The sequence below is a fragment of the Paenibacillus terrigena DSM 21567 genome (assembly GCF_000374845.1).
In the GTDB taxonomy this organism is placed as follows: Bacteria; Bacillota; Bacilli; order Paenibacillales; family Paenibacillaceae; genus Paenibacillus_K; species Paenibacillus_K terrigena.
This window is the reverse complement of record NZ_KB895425.1, coordinates 1-17,023: the sequence shown is the minus strand read 5'-3', so window position 1 is coordinate 17,023 and position 17,023 is coordinate 1. Positions and strand designations below refer to the sequence as shown.

Here is a 17,023-nt window from a genome sequence, read left to right as displayed (position 1 = left end):
AATTAACGCGCTATTCGGATGACTGCGTGGTGGTGTGCAAGACGAGAAAAGATGCGATCCGATCGTATGAACTCATCCGAACGATCATGGAAAGATTAGAGCTAACGATCTAACGATGTACCCGACGAAAACCCGAATTGTGGGTTTATGTTCTGGTGAAGAAGTGCATGACTTTCTGAGGATGCATCACCGGAAGATCAAAGCGGAAACGTCTAAAGCACGTGTTTATTACACAACACAGAAATGGCTAACCGCTAAAGCAGAGGCCAGGATTCGCGAAGTGGTAAAGGAGCGATTAGCACCGCCAAGCATGCGTAAGCACGCATTCCAAGAACAAGTGAGATGGATGGGATCTTTTCAAGAAGTAAAGCGATTGGCAAAACTACATGGATTGAAAAAGCTCTTGTAATCTGCATGCCCATGAAAGACGAACATCGGAAAGCCGTATGAGGGAAAACCTCACGTACGGTTTGATGAGGAGCCCTTTACTCTAGTTACGGGCAACGTAGTGATTATCGACTTAAGGAGTATTATTGTAAGGTCCGATAAAAATTGATTATAACTATTTATTATCAAACGAATTATCAAAAAATTGGTAAAATAATACTGTTATATGAAAATTAAAAAATGGTGGTGTTTTGGCTTGAGCGAAGTAGAATTTAGAATATTTACAAAGGATGATATGCTGAAGTTAGGTGATTTGAAGCAAACGGGGAGTGAAAGACATGTCAATGCAATTTCGTAAATACAGAGATGAGAGCGATTACATGGAACTCCGAAAGATAATCACCCAAAAGTTTGCCGAGCCAACCCGCCGTTTTTATCCGAGTCTAGGGGATTTTGATTATAATCGCGCCTTCGGTGGTGAAAAATTCCTTCGAAATCTGATGGTTTGCGAAATCGATAATGGGACCATTATCGGCGCAATTTGGCCAGGGCATTATCGAATTGTTTATTGCTTTACTGGGTCTGAGTACGTTCATCTGGAAGAAGAAATATTCGCCTGGGTGGAACAATACTATTGTGGTCCATCACTTGAAGATCGCAGCGGACAGGAGGTTTATATTTGGAGTTATGTCGAAGATTTTCACCGAGTAGAGACGCTGAAGGCTAGGGGATACGAACAGCATACTTGGTACATGTATTCCGGGGTAATTGATTTAGAAAATGTGATTCAAGAGCCTCGTTTTCCCGAGGGTTTCATGGTGCGTCCGATCGAGACGGGTGATTTAGAGCAAAAAGTCAATATCATGAGCGGTTCAGCGGGATTGACAGCGCCGGATATGGAGATTTACCACCGTTTGATGTCCTGTCCAACCTATCATCAAGATTTAGACTTGGTTATAGTAGACGAGGTGAATCAAGTCGTCGGCTTTGCAAATATCTGGTTCGATAGTGAGAACAATATCGCAATTATCGAACCTTTTGGAACGGCTCCCACGCATCGAAGAAAGGGATTGGCAACTAACCTGTTGTACGAGTGTATGCGTCGGTTGAAAAATGCCGGCGTCAGTAAACTTTATATCAATCATGGGGGAATGTGGACGCTTGATCCAGAACCTGATGATGCGATTCGCGTCTACACGAGGGTTGGCTTCCAAGAACTCGGAAGTATGTTTGTATGGTGTAAGTCGTTTTCTTGACTGTACTAGTCTAATAAGACCGGGATACTGCCAGATTGATGCTTACCAACGTATTCAAAAATGACGTACAGCAAGGAGGTTATTGGATGGTTAATGTTTTTGCCGTAGCTGATATTATTGTCAAGCATATTAAGACTCATTACCCCCAAGATGTTGCTATCGTTGGCTATTATGGATCATATTTGCAGGGTAGAGCGACGGAGCGGTCGGATTTGGATTTCTTCTTCATTCCGGCCACGGATAGAGGAAGACAAGTGGAATGCCAGTTTCTAATCGACGGTATAAGCTTTGATTTTTGGCCAATCGGTTGGGAGCGTGCTGAAAGGATGGCAACATCTGATGAGTGGAGTACTACAATTATTGCAGATTGTGAACTATTGTATGTACGATCTGATGATGATTATTCTAAATTCATGGGTCTTCGAGAAAAGATAGCCATCATGGGGAATGACTCCAAAGCGCCTACTATGATCAACAAAGCCGAATCTGTATTAACAGAATGTCTTATTAGCCTGGCTAAAATGCGACTTTCAGAACACTCTAAGGAGCTATCCTATTGTCGAACCCAAACTCAAGAGATAGCCAGAAACATCTTTAAGTCACTTGGGTTTTTAAACCAAATCTACTACAAGCGCAGTTGGGGCCACTATCGTGAGCAGATCAGAAATCTCCCCATTAAGCCTGAACAACTGGATGAACACCTCGACACCATGATGTTGAGTTCTACTCCCGATGAAATTATATCGGCATGTGAGAAACTGACTTCAGATACTCTTCGCCTTATGTCGGAGCGACAAAACAGTCAAGAAGACATTCGCTCTTACAAAGAGCGAATGAAGGGGTATTACGAAGAAGAAAGGGGGATGATGAACAAGCTGCTAACCGCATGCGAAAAGGGCTATTACGAAACAGCTTTCTTCGTTGCTATTGGTGTACAAGACGGGCTATCCCGAATATTGTATGCTGCTGAAAAAGGACGTTGGCCTGGCATTGTTGACTTAGGCGAGCATCGAGAGTTTTACGATCGTTATGGGTATCCAGATCTTGTCACTCTGTTGGATCCAACAAATTTCGAACCGTTAAGAATAGCCGTTCTGCAGCTTATAGAAAAGTTGGAGATTCACCTAAGAACAGAAGGAGTATCTTTGAACCAGTTCGACTCTGTTATCGAGTTCGAATCATTTTATATAAACAGAGGTTAAGGCAGCTGGCTCAATTCGTCCGAATGTACGCTAACCATCACGACCTACTCGATAGTCTCATTGCGGTATGATTCTACCTTATATAGCATTGACGATAAGATCGCGTTAGCGTGTCTATTCTTTTTTCGTTGTCAGAGAATTGAACGGTTTTGGAATGATTTTGAGGGATTTCGGATTCCGACTACGTAGTTATACATGAAGGAAGCATTCCAAAAGTTGAAAGGGAGAGGACATGAACGAGGACGATCAACAACTGGTGGATGACTTGCGACTGCGCCTGCCACCAGCACTTGAGCGATTGATGGACAGATACGGGAACAGGGTTTACGGCCTCGTCAGCCGAATTTTGGAGGGGGTTGGCCGGTCGGAAGATGTAGAGGAATGCGTCAGCGACATTTTCCTGGCTGCTTGGAGCCGAATCGACGAGTTTGATACGGCGAAAGGCTCATTACGAACCTGGCTCCTGATCCTGGCCAAATATTCTTCGCTTGACACCCGTCGGAAACTGCTAAGACGCCCGGGAGAGGATCAGTTCGATGACCGAATGACGGATAAGGCGAGCGTTGAAGAAACGGTGATATCGAAGGAAGCCTCCACGGACATGATTGCTTTGGTCAATGCTCTACCTGAACCGGACCGAACAATCTTTTACCGCCGCTATTTTTACTACGAATCAGTGGAACAGATCTCAAAGGGATTAAAGCTGACCAGCAAAGCGGTGGAGAACCGCCTGTACAGGCTGCGCAAAATGTTCAAAGCAAAACACAGCGAAGGGAGGCAAGAGTAAACCGATGGCTCGGACTGAAGATAAAGATATATTCGAGTGGATGGATGGGATCGACCCGAAAGAATTAAATGGTTTGGAGGAAAGCGACCCTACGGGCGAGGGAGTGGACGAAGCCGCATGGGTGCGAATAAGTAGGCAGACATTCGCCCGATTGGACTTCAACAAGGAAAAAGAAGCGGTACCTTACAGGAAGGCTATACGCCGAAGATGGTTGACTGCCGCCTGCGTCGCTGTCATCCTATGTACGGCATTTATCTCCTTCTTGCCGGATGCCAGAGCAGAATTGAAGAAAGTGTTGCAATTTATCCCGGGCTTCGACTTCGTGCAGCAGAACGATGATCCAGAACAGACGACCTATGTGCTGACAAAGCCATTGGACTCAATCGGAGAGAACGGAAAGATCACGGTTGATGGAGTGCTCGTTCAAGGGGCAGGTGGGCAAATCGCCTTAAGCGGAGACAATATTTCGGCAGTGGCCGTCAAGAGTGCCTTTCTGGTAACGGAGCAAGGAGAGTTTGAATTCAAGCAGAGCAATGCATCATGGGGAGGCGACGGTCCTTGGCAGGCCGGATATTACTATGAAGGTATCATTCCATACAAGGGACTTGATAACACTTTTCTGAGATTTGGCAATACGACTACCGGCAAACTACATCTGACTAAAGCGAAGACAGCGGACGATTTGGCCGGTTTTGGTTCAAGTGACATGCGGAACAGCATTCGGATTACCGGCATCGTGACCCTACTGGACGGAAGAAGCCGCAAAGTGAATTTGCTCACTCTATTATCCGGACGGCAGATTATCAATTCATACGGTAAAGAACCGATTGCCGAAGGCCTGCAGCTTGAGCTTGCGGATGATCAAGCCCATTCGCTGCAAATAAAGAAGGACACTGGGTTTACCAAGCCGAGCGAATTACTGTTTGATGACCCGATCGGAGCTGACCATTACCGGCTAGTCATACCTGCCATTCGGATCGTAGATCCAGAAGCGGAACATGTTAAAGTTACCCTGCCAGTTCCCGAAGAGGGAACGAGAGAGATTCATGTATCAAGCCAATTAGCCGGCTTCCCCATAGAGTTCACCCGAGTGGAGCGCGTAAATGCCAAAAGTATGCGTATTGAAGTAAATACTCATTTTGATGCTGACCAGCCGAGATCGCTGCAAAATTACAAGCTCTTCACGAAGGACGGCGTCGGCATGTCCTACAGCACAAAGTTGAACGAGAACACATGGACGGTCGAAAGCGAATGGTTGAGCGTCGAGCAGGGTCAGAAGGATATATCCTTTTATATCGGGGACCCGCAAATCGTCGTGAAAGGTCCTTGGGTTCTGAACGATCTTCGATAAAACTTGTAATGGATTGGTAGACTAGCGAGATCTTTGTTTTATTAACTATCTACGCATCATATTTTACGCTCTCATTATGGGTAAATAAAATTTCTAATTGTTTATTATATATTTTCTATAATATTCCATTGATAAAATTAATTAACGAAGTTGGTGCATAAGACATTAGGTGGTAATACGACTTTCTGGAGGGGTATTCATGAAGGATCAAAGATTGCAATTGCTTGCTCGTAACGTAGTGAATTACTCACTTAATCTCAAGAAGAATGAGAAACTTCTCATCGAAGTAGAGGGACATGAAAATCTTTTAGCAAAGGCAATCGTTGAAGAAGCTTATCATGTGGGCGGAATTCCTTTTGTTGTGTTTCTTGACAATGAAGTATTAGCAATTCAACTAAATAACTGTTCTCTAGAACAGATCACATCTATGGCTAATTTTGACAAGCAGCGAATGAAAGAAATGGATGCATACCTCCTCATCAGAGCAGATCAGAATGTTAATGAATTAAATGAGGTACAACGTGAGAAGATGGATCTTTATTGGAAGAATTATTATCATGAAGTCCATGCATATCGATGGGACAGGACCAATTGGTGCATTATGCGATATCCAAATGCTTCAGCAGCACAAGCAGCTAATATGTCAACAGATCGATTTGAGGAATTTTACTTTAATGTCTGTAATTTAGATTATTCCAAACTTTCTTTACAGATGAAGAAACTTGTTGATCTAATGAAAACCACAGAAAAAGTAAGGATTGTAGGACAGGGTACTGATTTGTCTTTTTCTATAAAAAATATGCCTGTATCAATGGATGCTGGCCATCAAAACCTTCCAGATGGTGAAGTGTATAGTATTCCTAAGAAACACTCAATCAATGGATTTATTACTTTTAACACTCCTGTGATCTTCCAAGGTACGACATTTGAAAATGTAGAGTTTACATTTAAAGATGGAAGAATTGTTGAAGCAGTAGCCAACAACACTGAAAAATTGAATCAAATACTTAATTCAGATAAAGGCTCAAGATATATTGGCGAGTTTGGAATTGGTCTGAATCCATATATCACAAATCCCGTGAAAGATATATTATTTGATGAGAAGATTTGGGGTAGTATTCATCTTGCAGTAGGGACTGCTCCTACTCAATGCGAAGATGCAAATTTATCTTCGATACACTGGGATATTGTATACATACAAAGACCGGAATATGGTGGAGGACAGTTGTGGTTTGATGATGTTCTCGTTAGGCAAGATGGATATTTTGTAATTGATGAACTCAAGGGATTAAATCCAGAGATTTTTGTCTCGGATTCATAGAAGGTCGTTACATTAAACCAGCTAAATATGCGACGAGATATAAGTCCCAGCACCGCTCTGTACGATCACACCATTAGCCTCTCTGGTTCGTCGATACACAAACGTTATCAAAATCTATGCAAGAATAACTAAAAATTCGTTGGAGTTGAATAAGTGGATATAAAAGTGAGAAAAGCAGGAATTGAAGATGCTAATGACTTGTCTAAATTATTCATTGAGTTTGTTGGAACTGATTCTAACATTGAAAAGATGCAATATCAGTTAGAGATTATTTCGAAACAACCAAACTATTTCGTTGCAGTTGCATGTAATGACGAAAAGGTAATTGGAACAGCAATGGGAATCGTATGCCTGGATATTGTGGGTGAGTGTCAACCATATATGTTGGTAGAGAATGTTGTGGTTTCGTCAACGTATCAAGGAAAGGGGATTGGTAAGACTCTCATGGCTACACTTGAGGATTTTGCTAGTAAAATGAACTGTTCTTACATAATCTTAGCTTCTAGTGAAAACCGAGAACAAGCACATAAATTTTATGAGTCAGTAGGATACCTGGGCACTAAGACTGGATTTATAAAACGAATGGAATCTGCTCGCTAATAAAAATTTCGAAAAGACATTTGTTGGGATCGACTTCAGGCGATGTGGCGATATTAGAGATTTATGGAGCAAGCATAGCGAAATCATAACTCTTTATTATCTTCGACATGCTGACTTTTTCGTGCAGAAAATGCACGGTATTCATTTTTTATCTGCGATAAAATTTATCTTGAAAGGAGGGAAAACGATGGATTGGTTAGACAGGATGAATAACGCCATGGAATATATCGAAACAAATCTAGCGGACAACATCTCATATGATGAAATAGCTCAGAGAGCCTGTTGCTCTACGTATCATTTTCAACGAATGTTTCCATTTATTACGGGAGTATCGTTATCGGAGTACATTCGACGTCGACGGTTGACATTGGCAGCATTTGAACTGCAGACAACAGATACAAAGGTTATTGATGTAGCTATGAAATATGGATATGATTCGCCAGAAGCGTTTGCACGGGCGTTTAAGAATCTTCATGGGATAATACCGATATCTGCGCGCGATAAAGGCGTTTCTCTAAAAGCCTATCCTCGAATGTCCTTTCATATTTCAATAAAAGGAGATATCGAAATGAATTACCGTATCGAATCAAAAGGGCCTTTTGAGATGTTTGGAGCTTATGGTCTGGTCAATTCCGATCCTCAAAAAGTATATGCTGAAGTTGCTCAATTCCGTCAACAATGTGATGTAGATGGCAGTGTTGAAGGGATGAATGGATTACTGGGACGCTTTAGTAACACCATCTTGCACGCTGCCTTATATGATCATACTGGAACATCTTTTAAATACATGGTGAGGTGGGCGATTTTCCCGGAACCGCAATGTGATTTAATAAAGTTATGGGGACGGATTTATTCCGAATGGTTTCCGACATCGGAATACGAACAGGTTGAAGGTCCTAGTTTCGAGATGTATTATGGAACGGCAGAGTATGTTACTGGGGAGATTTGGATACCGGTAAAGAAAAAATAACTTTTTTACTCCATGCGACACGCATGTATTTATTCATTGGGTACCCGTCGTACATTTGCACAACCAGAAATGTAGGTATTGCGCTTACGGGACACGATAGTTCAATAAAAACATTTGAAGGCAGCCGGCTTTTTGTGTCGGCTGTCTTTACTTAACTAACGCTCAGGATACTTCCAATATGTGTTAATATATAACTACTCAAGAAATGGAACGGGGGAAGCATGTGAAATTTTACATTGCATCTAGTCTCAAAAATATAGAAAATGTACGGCGAGTTGCTGAAAGTTTAAAATCCCGTGGGTTTATACAAACGTACGATTGGACAACACACTCAAACATAGACTCCATATCAAAACTCTGTAAAATTGGCCAAGAAGAAGTAACAGGGGTTTTGGATGCAGATGTTGTAATTGTTATGTTTCCAGCGGGGAAAGGGAGCCATGTAGAGTTAGGAATTGCTATAGGAGCGAAAAAGAAAATATATTTATACTCCTCAGCACATGAAATTAATGATATCGGAACCACATGTACTTTTTATCATATAGACAAAATTGAACAGATTATTGGCTCATTAGAGGAGTTGATAGATTCTGTCTGTCTAGCGTACCAAGCATCCAACTAATGTGAATTTATTATTTTCTGATTCAAAAATTCAGGGGGCGTATTGAATGAAAGCGATCATGGCTAAACCTTGGAGAAGCGTATTTTCTCCGTCAGAAGGCCACTCCATAACAGGTGATGTAAGAATCATCGATGACTTCTACATACCTCAGTTAGACGTTGAAAGAAGAGTTTGGATATACCTACCTAGGGGATATGAGAATAGCAGTAAACACTATCCGGTTCTTTATATTCATGACGGTCAGAATGTCTTTGATAAAGTAACATCCAATGGAACAGAGTGGGAGGTCGATGAGACCCTAGAAAAATTGTCGATTGAAGATGAATCACTCGAGACAATCGTGGTAGCGATTGATCACGGCGGGAATAAAGAACGGAATAATGAATATAACGTGCATTTAAATGAAGAATACCAATTCGGCGGAAAAGGCGAGTACTATATTGCGTTCTTGGTTGAAACATTAAAACCTTTTATCGACAGCCAGTATAGGACCCTTCCAGAACCTGAAAGTACAATCATTGCTGGTAGTTCTTTTGGAGCGTATATTTCATTGTTTGCAGCCGTTAAACATCAAGATGTTTTCGGGAAGGTTGGGGCCTTTTCTTTAATGATGTGGCAAGAACAAGGCCAATTAATAGATCTCATTACTTCAAGAAAAATAAATCAAGATATGAAAATATACATAAGCATTGGCGCAAATGAAATCGATCATCCTTCGAACAACAAATTAGTGAATGATTTAGCAGCGCTTACCTATACAACTTTGAATCAGTCAGGAGCTGCTGAAAATGGAGTATATTTTGATGTTGTTAGAGAAGGAAGGCACCATGAGGATACCTGGAAGGGATTATTTCCTGTTGCTTTTAAGTGGCTATTACAATAGCTAGATTGCAAAAGTTCGATCGAAGATAAACTAAGGTTGCTTGCGTTGAGTCATTACGCTTACGGGATACGATAATTCAATTGCATTAGGGCTGCCGGATGGCAGCCTTTTCTATACTAATGAACAGGTAGGATCGTGTCTGGATCGTGGAGATTAAGGACCGTGCAACCGTTTCATCTTGTTTGGTATAATACAGGGAACAAAGCATGCGAGGAGATATTCATGATCAAAATACTTGTGGTGGATGACGAGAGCAGCATTCGAGCGGCTGTAGCTTATGCGTTGCATAGGGAAGGGTATGAGGTGGAGATGGCTGCGGACGGCAAGGAAGCGCTGGACAAGGTGGAGACGTTCCAGCCCACGGTGATGGTGCTCGATGTCATGATGCCTCGTGTAAGCGGTTATGACGTATGCCGCAAGCTGGATGGTCGGCCGCGGCCTGCGATTCTGTTGCTGACTGTCAAAGATGATATTGTCGATAAAGTGCTGGGTCTGGAGTTAGGCGCTGACGATTACATGACCAAGCCCTTTGATATGCGGGAGTTGCTGGCCAGAGTCAAGGCGCTATCGCGTCGGGGAGGTTATGTGGAGCAAATGCAACAGGAGCAGCAGGATGTGTTGAGACTGGGAGCACTGTCCGCCGAGCTGTTCAGCCGTGCGGTATCTATTCAAGGTGAGCTGCTCGACTTAACGCCGAAGGAATTTGATCTACTGGTGTTGCTTATGCGCAATCCGGAGCGGGTCTATTCACGGGAAATGCTACTGGAGCAGGTATGGGATATGGATTTTGCAGGTGGTACCCGCACGGTGGACATCCATGTGCAGCGTCTGCGCAAAAAGCTGGGCAGTCACCACGGACTCATTCAGACCGTTTACGGCATTGGCTATAAAAGCACGGGGTCACCCTAGATGACCGGCAAATTTCGGCTCGGCTTGAAGGGGAGAATATCGTTGTTTCTCGCTCTGTTGCTCGTATTTATCGTAACCTGCCTGAGCGTGCTGGTGCTGAGCGGCATCCGGGAGAACCAGCGAACGATGCTGGAGCAATCTTTTGCCCAACAGGCAGAAGCCGCCAATCTGCGTGTGCGGGAGGAATATCTGTCCGGAGGCAGGATTCCACCGGATCAGTTTATGGAGCAGACAGGTCAACGGCTGGCTGTGGATTTGGGCGCGCAAAGCGGTATGGCGGTGACGCTGTATACGGTGGATGGCTCATTTGCTGGCACCTCGCTGCCGTTTCAGCCTCGAGCCGATGTTCAGGATGCGCTGCAATTTACGGCTCAGGGACAGTCGGCATACATTACCGAAGGAGACCAACTATTGTTCCTCGCACCGTTGTATAATGCCGATCAGCGTCTCGGCACGGTGCAGTTTCACGCATCGCTTGCCGAGCAAAATGCATTTTACGCTCGCATTCGCCAGTTGTTTCTTCTTGCTGGTGCCATCGTGCTGGGTGTCGGATTCCTAATCGGGTACGTGTATGTTCGGCGGCAGGTCAGTGTCATTGCCCGGCTGAACAGGGCTACATCGCAAATTGGTCAAGGGGATTATCTGTCGGCCCCTTCAGTGATCAGAAAGGATGAGCTAGGCGAGCTGGCACAAGGAATCTATGACATGAGCAGCAGGATTTCCACGTCTGTCGGTGCCCTGCATGAAGAGAAGCAGAAGTTAATTGAAACAGTAGGACGGTTGCGAGAGTTGGAGCAGCAGCAAAAACAGTTCATCGGAAATATCAGCCATGAGCTAAAGACGCCGTTAACATCGATTATCGCGTACGCCGACCTGTTGGCAATGTACAGCGATGATCCTGCCCTACTGGACGATGCCGGAAGACGCATCCATGTGGAGGCACAGAGACTGTACGGTCTTGTGGAGAAGGCGCTACAGTTGTCAGCGATGGACGTTTACGAATTTGAGACACAGGCAGAAGCGGTTCCGCTGCGGCCCTTGCTAGAAGAAGCTGTGGCCAGGCTGCAAGGAAAGGCGGACAACTGCAGGGTTACAATTCATACTTCGCTTGTTGATGGTGAAGTGTGGGCTGATCCTGAGAACGTGATGCACATCATGCTCAATCTACTGGACAACGCGATCAAATATAACCGCCCAGGGGGACAAGTTCACCTGCTGAACTACACGGCAGCGTCAGCAGATGGAACACACCGGATGATCATTGAGGTTACCGACACGGGAATCGGTATTCCCGAGGACGCCGTATCCCGAATTTTCGATCCGTTCTATACGGTCAGTCGAGACCGGTCAAGAGCGAGCGGCGGAACTGGACTTGGGTTAGCTCTGGTTCGCAATCTGACCGAGAAGCAAGGTGGAACGGTACAGCTTGTAGAGACGGGACCGGACGGATCGCGACTCAGGGTGGAGCTTCTACTGCATGCCTTCGGCTCGGAGAGGATAATATATACACCAAATGACGAAGCCCGGAATGAATGAGATCATCCGGGCTTTTCGCAATGATTCAGACAATGCCGGCTACCCGGATTGTTTACAAGTTCGTTACAAGTCGGATATGTTTATGCAATATTGTCTCTATATACTAAAGGCCATGGAGGAGCTTTACATCGGGTTGGATCGAAAGGAGACAACAACTGGATCAAGCGGCCCGGGTCTGAATAATTTTTGAAGCAGGAGGTCCCTGATGAACAAAGGGAAGTACATCGCCGGTCTGATTGCCGCGACCTTGCTGACTGTCGGCATCTTATCCGGCTGTGACGCAGAGCGGAAGGACAGTACAGCACAAGTAGGCAACACGCCGGATACAACTGGCCAACCCAGCTCCCCGGCGGGAGGAGGAAAGCGTGAACTGACAGTCGTCAAAGAGAGCAAACCGCCTACTGAACAGGGCATTGCCGTTCAGCGCATACATCAGGTAAATGGCGCAAATATCGAGAAATGGCTCTCAGACCATGAATTGGAGATTCAAGTCACCACGGTAGAGAAACGGGCCACCGCGACGGAGGAAGCACAATATAGCTACCATCGGTTCCGTCTCGATCTGGAGACTGGCGATCGGCAGAGCATCAAGGAACAGACAGGCGCGGACCAGGGAGAAGTCATCAAAACTTTCCTATCGCCGGATGGGAAATATAGCTTCATTCAGACCTGGAAGGACAAATATAAGGCCGTGAACGAGATCAAAAATATGGCTACAGGGGAGCGGCATGAGGTCGCGGTTGACAATTATATGGAAGTGGGCGGCTGGCTCAATAATGACTCCTATGTACTTGCCGCCGGCTCGATGAAAGACCGGGGCGAGATATGGAACATTTCCGTGGACGGTACCCGGAAGAAGATCGAGCTGCTGGATCCTGATGTTGAGATCTTCACCGAATTTGCTACGGGCAACGGGAAGATTTACTACACCGATGCCAAGAGCCGCATGAAGAGTTTCACCCCCACACAATCCCGGCCAACCCTGCTTGCTAAGGACGTCTCAACTATGAGTCTATCCCCTGACAGTCAGCGGATCGCCGTCTCCACCGCGAGAAGCGGCGGGCAGGAAGACTCGCGCCTGCTCATCTACGACACGGGTGGTCATGTACAAGGTTTGTTGATCGGTAAGGGCGATTTGCTGTCCCATCAGTCCTGGTCCCCCGATTCCTCCAAGCTGGCCTTCGCGGTCTATACCGAGGATAAAGGCGGCATGAATGGGATCTATATCTTTGATACAGTCTCTGGCAAGGTATCGCCGCTAGGGTTATCGTATTATCCGGTATACCCGCTGAGCTGGAACCCTTCTGGCACGAGGCTGGGCATTACCGTGGATGATAAAGAGAAGCTAATTGTCACTCATATTGTGGATTTCAAAAAATGATATGGTTTAGAAAAAAGGAGAGATTCATTGTGAAAAAAACACTTGTGACCGCCATCGTATTGGGAATGACTTTATCGGGAGCCGCCGGCGTATATGCCGGAAGTAAGCTGGAGAAGATCAACGCATATCTGAATCACGGCATTACCTTTAACGTAAACGGATCCGATCAATCCTTAACGGATAGTAACGGCAAAAAGCTGACACCAATCACTTATCAGAATACGACGTATTTGCCGGTGCGGGCCATCGCCAACCTGGCTGGAATCCAAGTAGGATTCGATGCCGCTAGCCAGCAAATTCGGCTTGAAACAGAACAGGACAGCGGTAACCCCGCAGATAAATGGACAACCATCCATTACAGCGAAACACAAATCAAGGCCATCAAAGAGGCTTACGCTAAGTTTGAGTCCTTTGAGACGGCCTATGCTCCACAGCAAATGGCCAAAAACGACAGCTACGTTAAAGCGGCAGCTACAGGCGATGGAGTCAATCTGATCTTTAAGCATATGACCGTGAATGTGTCGCCGCGGGATTATTCCGATGGCTATAAATCCAAGGAGGTTAAGCTGTCCAACGGCGTGAGCGCGAAGTGGTATACGCCTTCCAAAACGCCGCTGTTAGGTTTCCAATTGGACGACCGGACGGTGACGATCAGCTCCCCTGATGGTTCTCTGAGCAGCAGCCAAATTGAACAGGTCGCTGTTAGCGTAGCTGAACTGAAGTAAGGAATCGAGGAATCGCAACAGTACAGTTTTTTTTAAACGAAGAAGAACTCCTGGTTAGGGGGTTCTTTTTTATCTGCTTAAATCGGAAACGTCACTTGTTGATGTATTAGGTGCTGTAGTATGTTAACCTTGATCCAGTCACGAAATGTAATAAATTAACAGAAAAAAGGGCATTCGATGAATGGACCGGATGACCTTGTTCGATTGGCTTTTGGATTCGGTAGCGTATCTGAAATCACGTGCAACTTTCCATTATTTGGTTTCGTTAAAGAAGTGAAACAGACGGGACAACGGCTATTGAGTGAAGAGCGAGAAAACTTTTAGGAGTGAACACATGTGAGGATGTTTTCTAAAAGCATTAGAATATTGATTGGTGTGGTTTTTATCGTTTGTTTAGTGGGAGGTGTAATGGTATTCCAAAGCACATATGCTAAAAGTACGACTAATCAAAGCCACACAAATTCTCCTAACTATCCTGAAAATGAACATGGACAGACATACGGTTCTGCTGAAGAAGCCACCTCCGTTGAAATGCTACCTGATTTAATCCATGCAGGAAGTGTGAATGGCATTAATGGGTATATGCTGAAAAAAGATTATCTCGGTGAACCTGGCAATGTCCCACTATATGATGTTTATGGGAAAACGATAATTGGTTCTTTTCATATTGGCGCTAAGAATATGAATTTTCCTAAAAATAATAACGGACAAACATACGGATCTATCGCAGATGCTACTTCTCCAGAATCGGAACCTGAGTTAATCAGCGCTATGGGTGTGGATGGCACTGCAGGATATGTGCTGAAAAAAGACTTAGACGGTGAGTTACCAAAATCACCCGAGGAAGCCATTGCGATACAGAACAGTAGATCACCAGATGGTCGTGATATTCCGCTGTATGACGTTGATGGTGAAACCGTAATTGGTGTGTTTCATATTGGAGGAGAGTAATATAAAAGTATGTTAAGTGCTACTTCATTTATTCGGGGCGGTGCTTGTTTTTAGATGAAAAGGCGGATAATATTAATCAGATTAATAGTGATTGTTATTTGCGCGGCGTGGATCGTATATAAGACGTTTCCTCGTTCAATCGACGCAACGTTGACGGGTATTAAGTATCAGCTTAGCGCTAAAGGTGCGAAGGCGAGTACGGAACCAGTGACGGTAGTAATTCAGGGCAAATTGTATACGAGCCTGAAGGGTGAACATACATTCAAAGGGGAAGTGACTATTGTCGGCGAACAAATTCCAGTGCCACTTGATCAGCGCAAGCTGGAAATACATTTTGCAAGAGAAGGCTGGGGTGTAATGGCGTATCCTTATTTTCACTATTATCAACGGGGAGCTGTTGAAGGAGTTGACATCTATAGTTCGTAGCGACAAGGGATATATGATTTCGGCACCTGCATCCAATCGTGAAAAGGCGTTGACGCTGTCGAATAATTTGATGCGCAAATTTTTGGCACTTTATGGGATGTCGTTGCAGTAAAGTGGGTTATTCGCTGAGGTAAGCGACAGAAGGAGTAGTTTCTGCGGCAGTTGATCATAATAATTCTATTAAACTAACGTACACTATAGCTTGATAAATTCACTAAAACGCGGCTGCCAGTATGGATCGGTAGCCGCGTTGCGCTAACGGACAGGTTCGTTGAAGAAGGAATTTGTTTTTATTTATTGAATTTCTAATTTAATCGAAAAATTATAGAAATTAGAGAAGGGAGCGAGTTTATTATGATGATAAAAGGTTTCGGGGGAATATTTTGGAGGACTAAAAATCTAGATGCTATAAAAAAATGGTACAGTGAAGTGCTGAAGATTGAAATAGAAAATTGGAATGGGACTATTATTAAACCCCATTCAGGAAATGAAACTATCTTTTCTTTCTTTACTGAAGATGACCTTTACTTCCCAACAGAACAACAAGTGATGTTAAATTTCGAAGTTTATAATCTAAACGAGACTATTAATCATCTTGAACAAATTGGTGTACCTCTTGTAAAGGAAAAAGAGATTAGTGAATTTGGTAAGTTTATTTGGATTAAAGATCCTGAAGGTAGACTGGTTGAGCTCTGGGAGAAATAACGGGTTGTAATTATTCATATGATGTTGAACAAACGGCAGCCAGCATATGGGCTGTCGTTTTCTCTACTAGTACGAACACATTCATCTTGACCAATTCCTAACATTATAGTTTCATACGGCACGTGCGTAGAGACGGCTTGCTACTGCCTGAATAGATTGTAATACCTGTAGAAAAGAGGTGATGAATGATGGCTGTAAAATCCAAGATGACAAGGAACAGCGCAAAGCAATGGATAGGTCAACCAGTATATATCGAATTAAAGAACGGGCGCTCTTATGTTGGTTGGGTCACAGGTGCAGAGAGAGGGCAATTGATTTTGTCCGGACAGAGTAGCACGCGGAAGACAAAATTGATTTCTAACAAAGGTGTACGCAAAGCTCGGGTTTCCAGTTTTATACCAGGTATGTTGGGGTCAATGATTGGGAGCGGTTCGATGTTTGGCGGTGCTATGAATCCCGGCGCCGGTGGCATCGGTGGAGGAAGCGCAGCAGGTGGAATAGGTGGGGGCTTTGGAGGCTTAGGGAGCATCATGGGATTTATGGGAAAAGCATTTCCTTTAATGAGGATGGGCTTTGGAATGATCAGATCCATTATGCCGATTATGGAAATGTTTAACGTTTAAGGATTAAACCAGCTTTGCAGACTAAGTTGTCAGCGAAGCTGGTTATCTACATCGTACTATTATGAGAGTATTTTGGTTATATTCAATCAAAAAACGAAACAAACAACCTCTTTTACATGTTTTGGTCCCATGAAGATACACACCTACCAAATTGTCGGTTGACAAGAACATTGTCCGAATGAAGTCCGCTGAAATGGTCTTACCCCCGTCAAGTAGACAGTGAAAAAAAGTCAGATTATGCAACGGCCGTTTCCCGGTACTCAACCGGGGGACGGTTATTTAGTTTTTTCTGAAATCTGTTGTGGTTGTAAAACTCTATGTATTCTTCAATCGCTGTGTAAAGCGAGTCAGCTGTTTTGGGGCGAGTAAGATAGATCTTTTCTGTCTT

General features: G+C 44.2%; 21 protein-coding genes. 20 read left to right on the top strand and 1 reads right to left on the bottom strand.

The genetic code is table 11. The features are described from left to right. Positions 1-115: 115 nt before the first annotated feature. The 20 genes from C558_RS0125650 to C558_RS0125555 all read left to right on the top strand — a co-directional run bounded on the left by C558_RS0125650 (position 116) and on the right by C558_RS0125555 (position 16,635). Entirely contained in the window at positions 116-409 is a 294-nt protein-coding gene (locus C558_RS0125650) for a hypothetical protein (protein ID WP_018759161.1), read from the top strand. Between the two features lie 204 nt (positions 410-613). Beyond that, on the top strand, positions 614-745 hold the full coding sequence (locus C558_RS35035) for a hypothetical protein (RefSeq protein WP_281167146.1): 132 nt from the start codon (positions 614-616) through the stop codon (positions 743-745). Then, positions 726-1,643: a GNAT family N-acetyltransferase gene (locus C558_RS0125645; protein WP_018759160.1), complete on the top strand. Its 918-nt coding sequence runs from the start codon at positions 726-728 to the stop codon at positions 1,641-1,643. Before C558_RS35035 ends, C558_RS0125645 begins: the two co-directional genes overlap by 20 nt. An 86-nt stretch (positions 1,644-1,729) precedes the next feature. Further along, positions 1,730-2,845 carry a hypothetical protein gene (locus C558_RS0125640; RefSeq protein ID WP_018759159.1) on the top strand — a complete coding sequence of 372 codons (1,116 nt, stop codon included), beginning with the start codon at positions 1,730-1,732 and terminating at the stop codon, positions 2,843-2,845. A gap of 232 nt (positions 2,846-3,077) precedes the next feature. Continuing rightward, complete coding sequence (locus C558_RS0125635) at positions 3,078-3,632, top strand: sigma-70 family RNA polymerase sigma factor (RefSeq protein ID WP_018759158.1); 555 nt, start codon at positions 3,078-3,080, stop codon at positions 3,630-3,632. A 4-nt stretch (positions 3,633-3,636) separates the two neighbouring features. Beyond that, on the top strand, positions 3,637-4,983 hold the full coding sequence (locus C558_RS0125630; protein WP_018759157.1) for a hypothetical protein: 1,347 nt from the start codon (positions 3,637-3,639) through the stop codon (positions 4,981-4,983). A 199-nt stretch (positions 4,984-5,182) separates the two neighbouring features. After that, a complete protein-coding gene (locus C558_RS0125625; protein WP_018759156.1) occupies positions 5,183-6,304 on the top strand; it encodes an aminopeptidase in 1,122 nt (373 codons plus the stop codon). Between the two features lie 153 nt (positions 6,305-6,457). Further along, entirely contained in the window at positions 6,458-6,904 is a 447-nt protein-coding gene (locus C558_RS0125620) for a GNAT family N-acetyltransferase (RefSeq protein ID WP_018759155.1), read from the top strand. A 187-nt stretch (positions 6,905-7,091) separates the two neighbouring features. Next, positions 7,092-7,874: an AraC family transcriptional regulator gene (locus tag C558_RS0125615; protein ID WP_018759154.1), complete on the top strand. Its 783-nt coding sequence runs from the start codon at positions 7,092-7,094 to the stop codon at positions 7,872-7,874. A gap of 223 nt (positions 7,875-8,097) precedes the next feature. Then, a complete protein-coding gene (locus C558_RS0125610; protein ID WP_018759153.1) occupies positions 8,098-8,496 on the top strand; it encodes a nucleoside 2-deoxyribosyltransferase in 399 nt (132 codons plus the stop codon). A gap of 46 nt (positions 8,497-8,542) precedes the next feature. Then, positions 8,543-9,379: an alpha/beta hydrolase gene (locus tag C558_RS0125605; RefSeq protein WP_018759152.1), complete on the top strand. Its 837-nt coding sequence runs from the start codon at positions 8,543-8,545 to the stop codon at positions 9,377-9,379. 222 nt (positions 9,380-9,601) lie between these two features. Then, positions 9,602-10,288: a response regulator transcription factor gene (locus C558_RS0125600; protein WP_026264139.1), complete on the top strand. Its 687-nt coding sequence runs from the start codon at positions 9,602-9,604 to the stop codon at positions 10,286-10,288. Next, positions 10,289-11,824: a sensor histidine kinase gene (locus C558_RS0125595; protein ID WP_018759150.1), complete on the top strand. Its 1,536-nt coding sequence runs from the start codon at positions 10,289-10,291 to the stop codon at positions 11,822-11,824. It abuts the gene before it with no gap. Continuing rightward, complete coding sequence (locus tag C558_RS0125590) at positions 11,817-12,014, top strand: hypothetical protein (RefSeq protein ID WP_018759149.1); 198 nt, start codon at positions 11,817-11,819, stop codon at positions 12,012-12,014. Before C558_RS0125595 ends, C558_RS0125590 begins: the two co-directional genes overlap by 8 nt. A 57-nt stretch (positions 12,015-12,071) precedes the next feature. Continuing rightward, positions 12,072-13,205 (top strand): TolB family protein, encoded by a 1,134-nt coding sequence (locus C558_RS0125585; RefSeq protein WP_245583876.1) that lies wholly within the window; start codon positions 12,072-12,074, stop codon positions 13,203-13,205. Positions 13,206-13,234: 29 nt separating this feature from the next. After that, the gene (locus tag C558_RS0125580) at positions 13,235-13,930 is read left to right on the top strand and encodes a stalk domain-containing protein (protein ID WP_018759147.1); all 696 of its coding nucleotides are present in this window, start codon (positions 13,235-13,237) and stop codon (positions 13,928-13,930) included. Between the two features lie 342 nt (positions 13,931-14,272). Continuing rightward, positions 14,273-14,881, top strand: coding sequence for a hypothetical protein (locus tag C558_RS31910; RefSeq protein ID WP_211220800.1), 609 nt, complete (start codon positions 14,273-14,275; stop codon positions 14,879-14,881). An 87-nt stretch (positions 14,882-14,968) separates the two neighbouring features. Continuing rightward, positions 14,969-15,307 (top strand): hypothetical protein, encoded by a 339-nt coding sequence (locus tag C558_RS0125565; protein ID WP_018759144.1) that lies wholly within the window; start codon positions 14,969-14,971, stop codon positions 15,305-15,307. A 357-nt stretch (positions 15,308-15,664) separates the two neighbouring features. Next, positions 15,665-16,012, top strand: a complete 348-nt coding sequence (locus C558_RS0125560) for a VOC family protein (RefSeq protein ID WP_026264138.1) — start codon at positions 15,665-15,667, stop codon at positions 16,010-16,012. Positions 16,013-16,197: 185 nt separating this feature from the next. Next, positions 16,198-16,635, top strand: a complete 438-nt coding sequence (locus C558_RS0125555) for an LSm family protein (protein ID WP_018759142.1) — start codon at positions 16,198-16,200, stop codon at positions 16,633-16,635. A gap of 235 nt (positions 16,636-16,870) precedes the next feature. Here C558_RS0125555 and C558_RS33395 read toward each other — a convergent pair. After that, on the bottom strand, positions 16,871-17,023 hold a 153-nt coding region (locus tag C558_RS33395; RefSeq protein WP_018755727.1), incomplete at its 5' end, for an IS3 family transposase.

Excerpts from the sequence above, each read along its gene's own strand:
- C558_RS0125650 (WP_018759161.1), top strand. The coding sequence starts at position 116 with ATGTACCCGACGAAAACCCGAATTGTGGGTTTATGTTCTGGTGAAGAA.
- C558_RS35035 (WP_281167146.1), top strand. The coding sequence starts at position 614 with ATGAAAATTAAAAAATGGTGGTGTTTTGGCTTGAGCGAAGTAGAATTT.
- C558_RS0125645 (WP_018759160.1), top strand. The coding sequence starts at position 726 with ATGTCAATGCAATTTCGTAAATACAGAGATGAGAGCGATTACATGGAA.
- C558_RS0125640 (WP_018759159.1), top strand. The coding sequence starts at position 1,730 with ATGGTTAATGTTTTTGCCGTAGCTGATATTATTGTCAAGCATATTAAG.
- C558_RS0125635 (WP_018759158.1), top strand. The coding sequence starts at position 3,078 with ATGAACGAGGACGATCAACAACTGGTGGATGACTTGCGACTGCGCCTG.
- C558_RS0125630 (WP_018759157.1), top strand. The coding sequence starts at position 3,637 with ATGGCTCGGACTGAAGATAAAGATATATTCGAGTGGATGGATGGGATC.
- C558_RS0125625 (WP_018759156.1), top strand. The coding sequence starts at position 5,183 with ATGAAGGATCAAAGATTGCAATTGCTTGCTCGTAACGTAGTGAATTAC.
- C558_RS0125615 (WP_018759154.1), top strand. The coding sequence starts at position 7,092 with ATGGATTGGTTAGACAGGATGAATAACGCCATGGAATATATCGAAACA.
- C558_RS0125605 (WP_018759152.1), top strand. The coding sequence starts at position 8,543 with ATGAAAGCGATCATGGCTAAACCTTGGAGAAGCGTATTTTCTCCGTCA.
- C558_RS0125600 (WP_026264139.1), top strand. The coding sequence starts at position 9,602 with ATGATCAAAATACTTGTGGTGGATGACGAGAGCAGCATTCGAGCGGCT.
- C558_RS0125595 (WP_018759150.1), top strand. The coding sequence starts at position 10,289 with ATGACCGGCAAATTTCGGCTCGGCTTGAAGGGGAGAATATCGTTGTTT.
- C558_RS0125590 (WP_018759149.1), top strand. The coding sequence starts at position 11,817 with ATGAATGAGATCATCCGGGCTTTTCGCAATGATTCAGACAATGCCGGC.
- C558_RS31910 (WP_211220800.1), top strand. The coding sequence starts at position 14,273 with ATGTTTTCTAAAAGCATTAGAATATTGATTGGTGTGGTTTTTATCGTT.
- C558_RS0125560 (WP_026264138.1), top strand. The coding sequence starts at position 15,665 with ATGATAAAAGGTTTCGGGGGAATATTTTGGAGGACTAAAAATCTAGAT.
- C558_RS0125555 (WP_018759142.1), top strand. The coding sequence starts at position 16,198 with ATGATGGCTGTAAAATCCAAGATGACAAGGAACAGCGCAAAGCAATGG.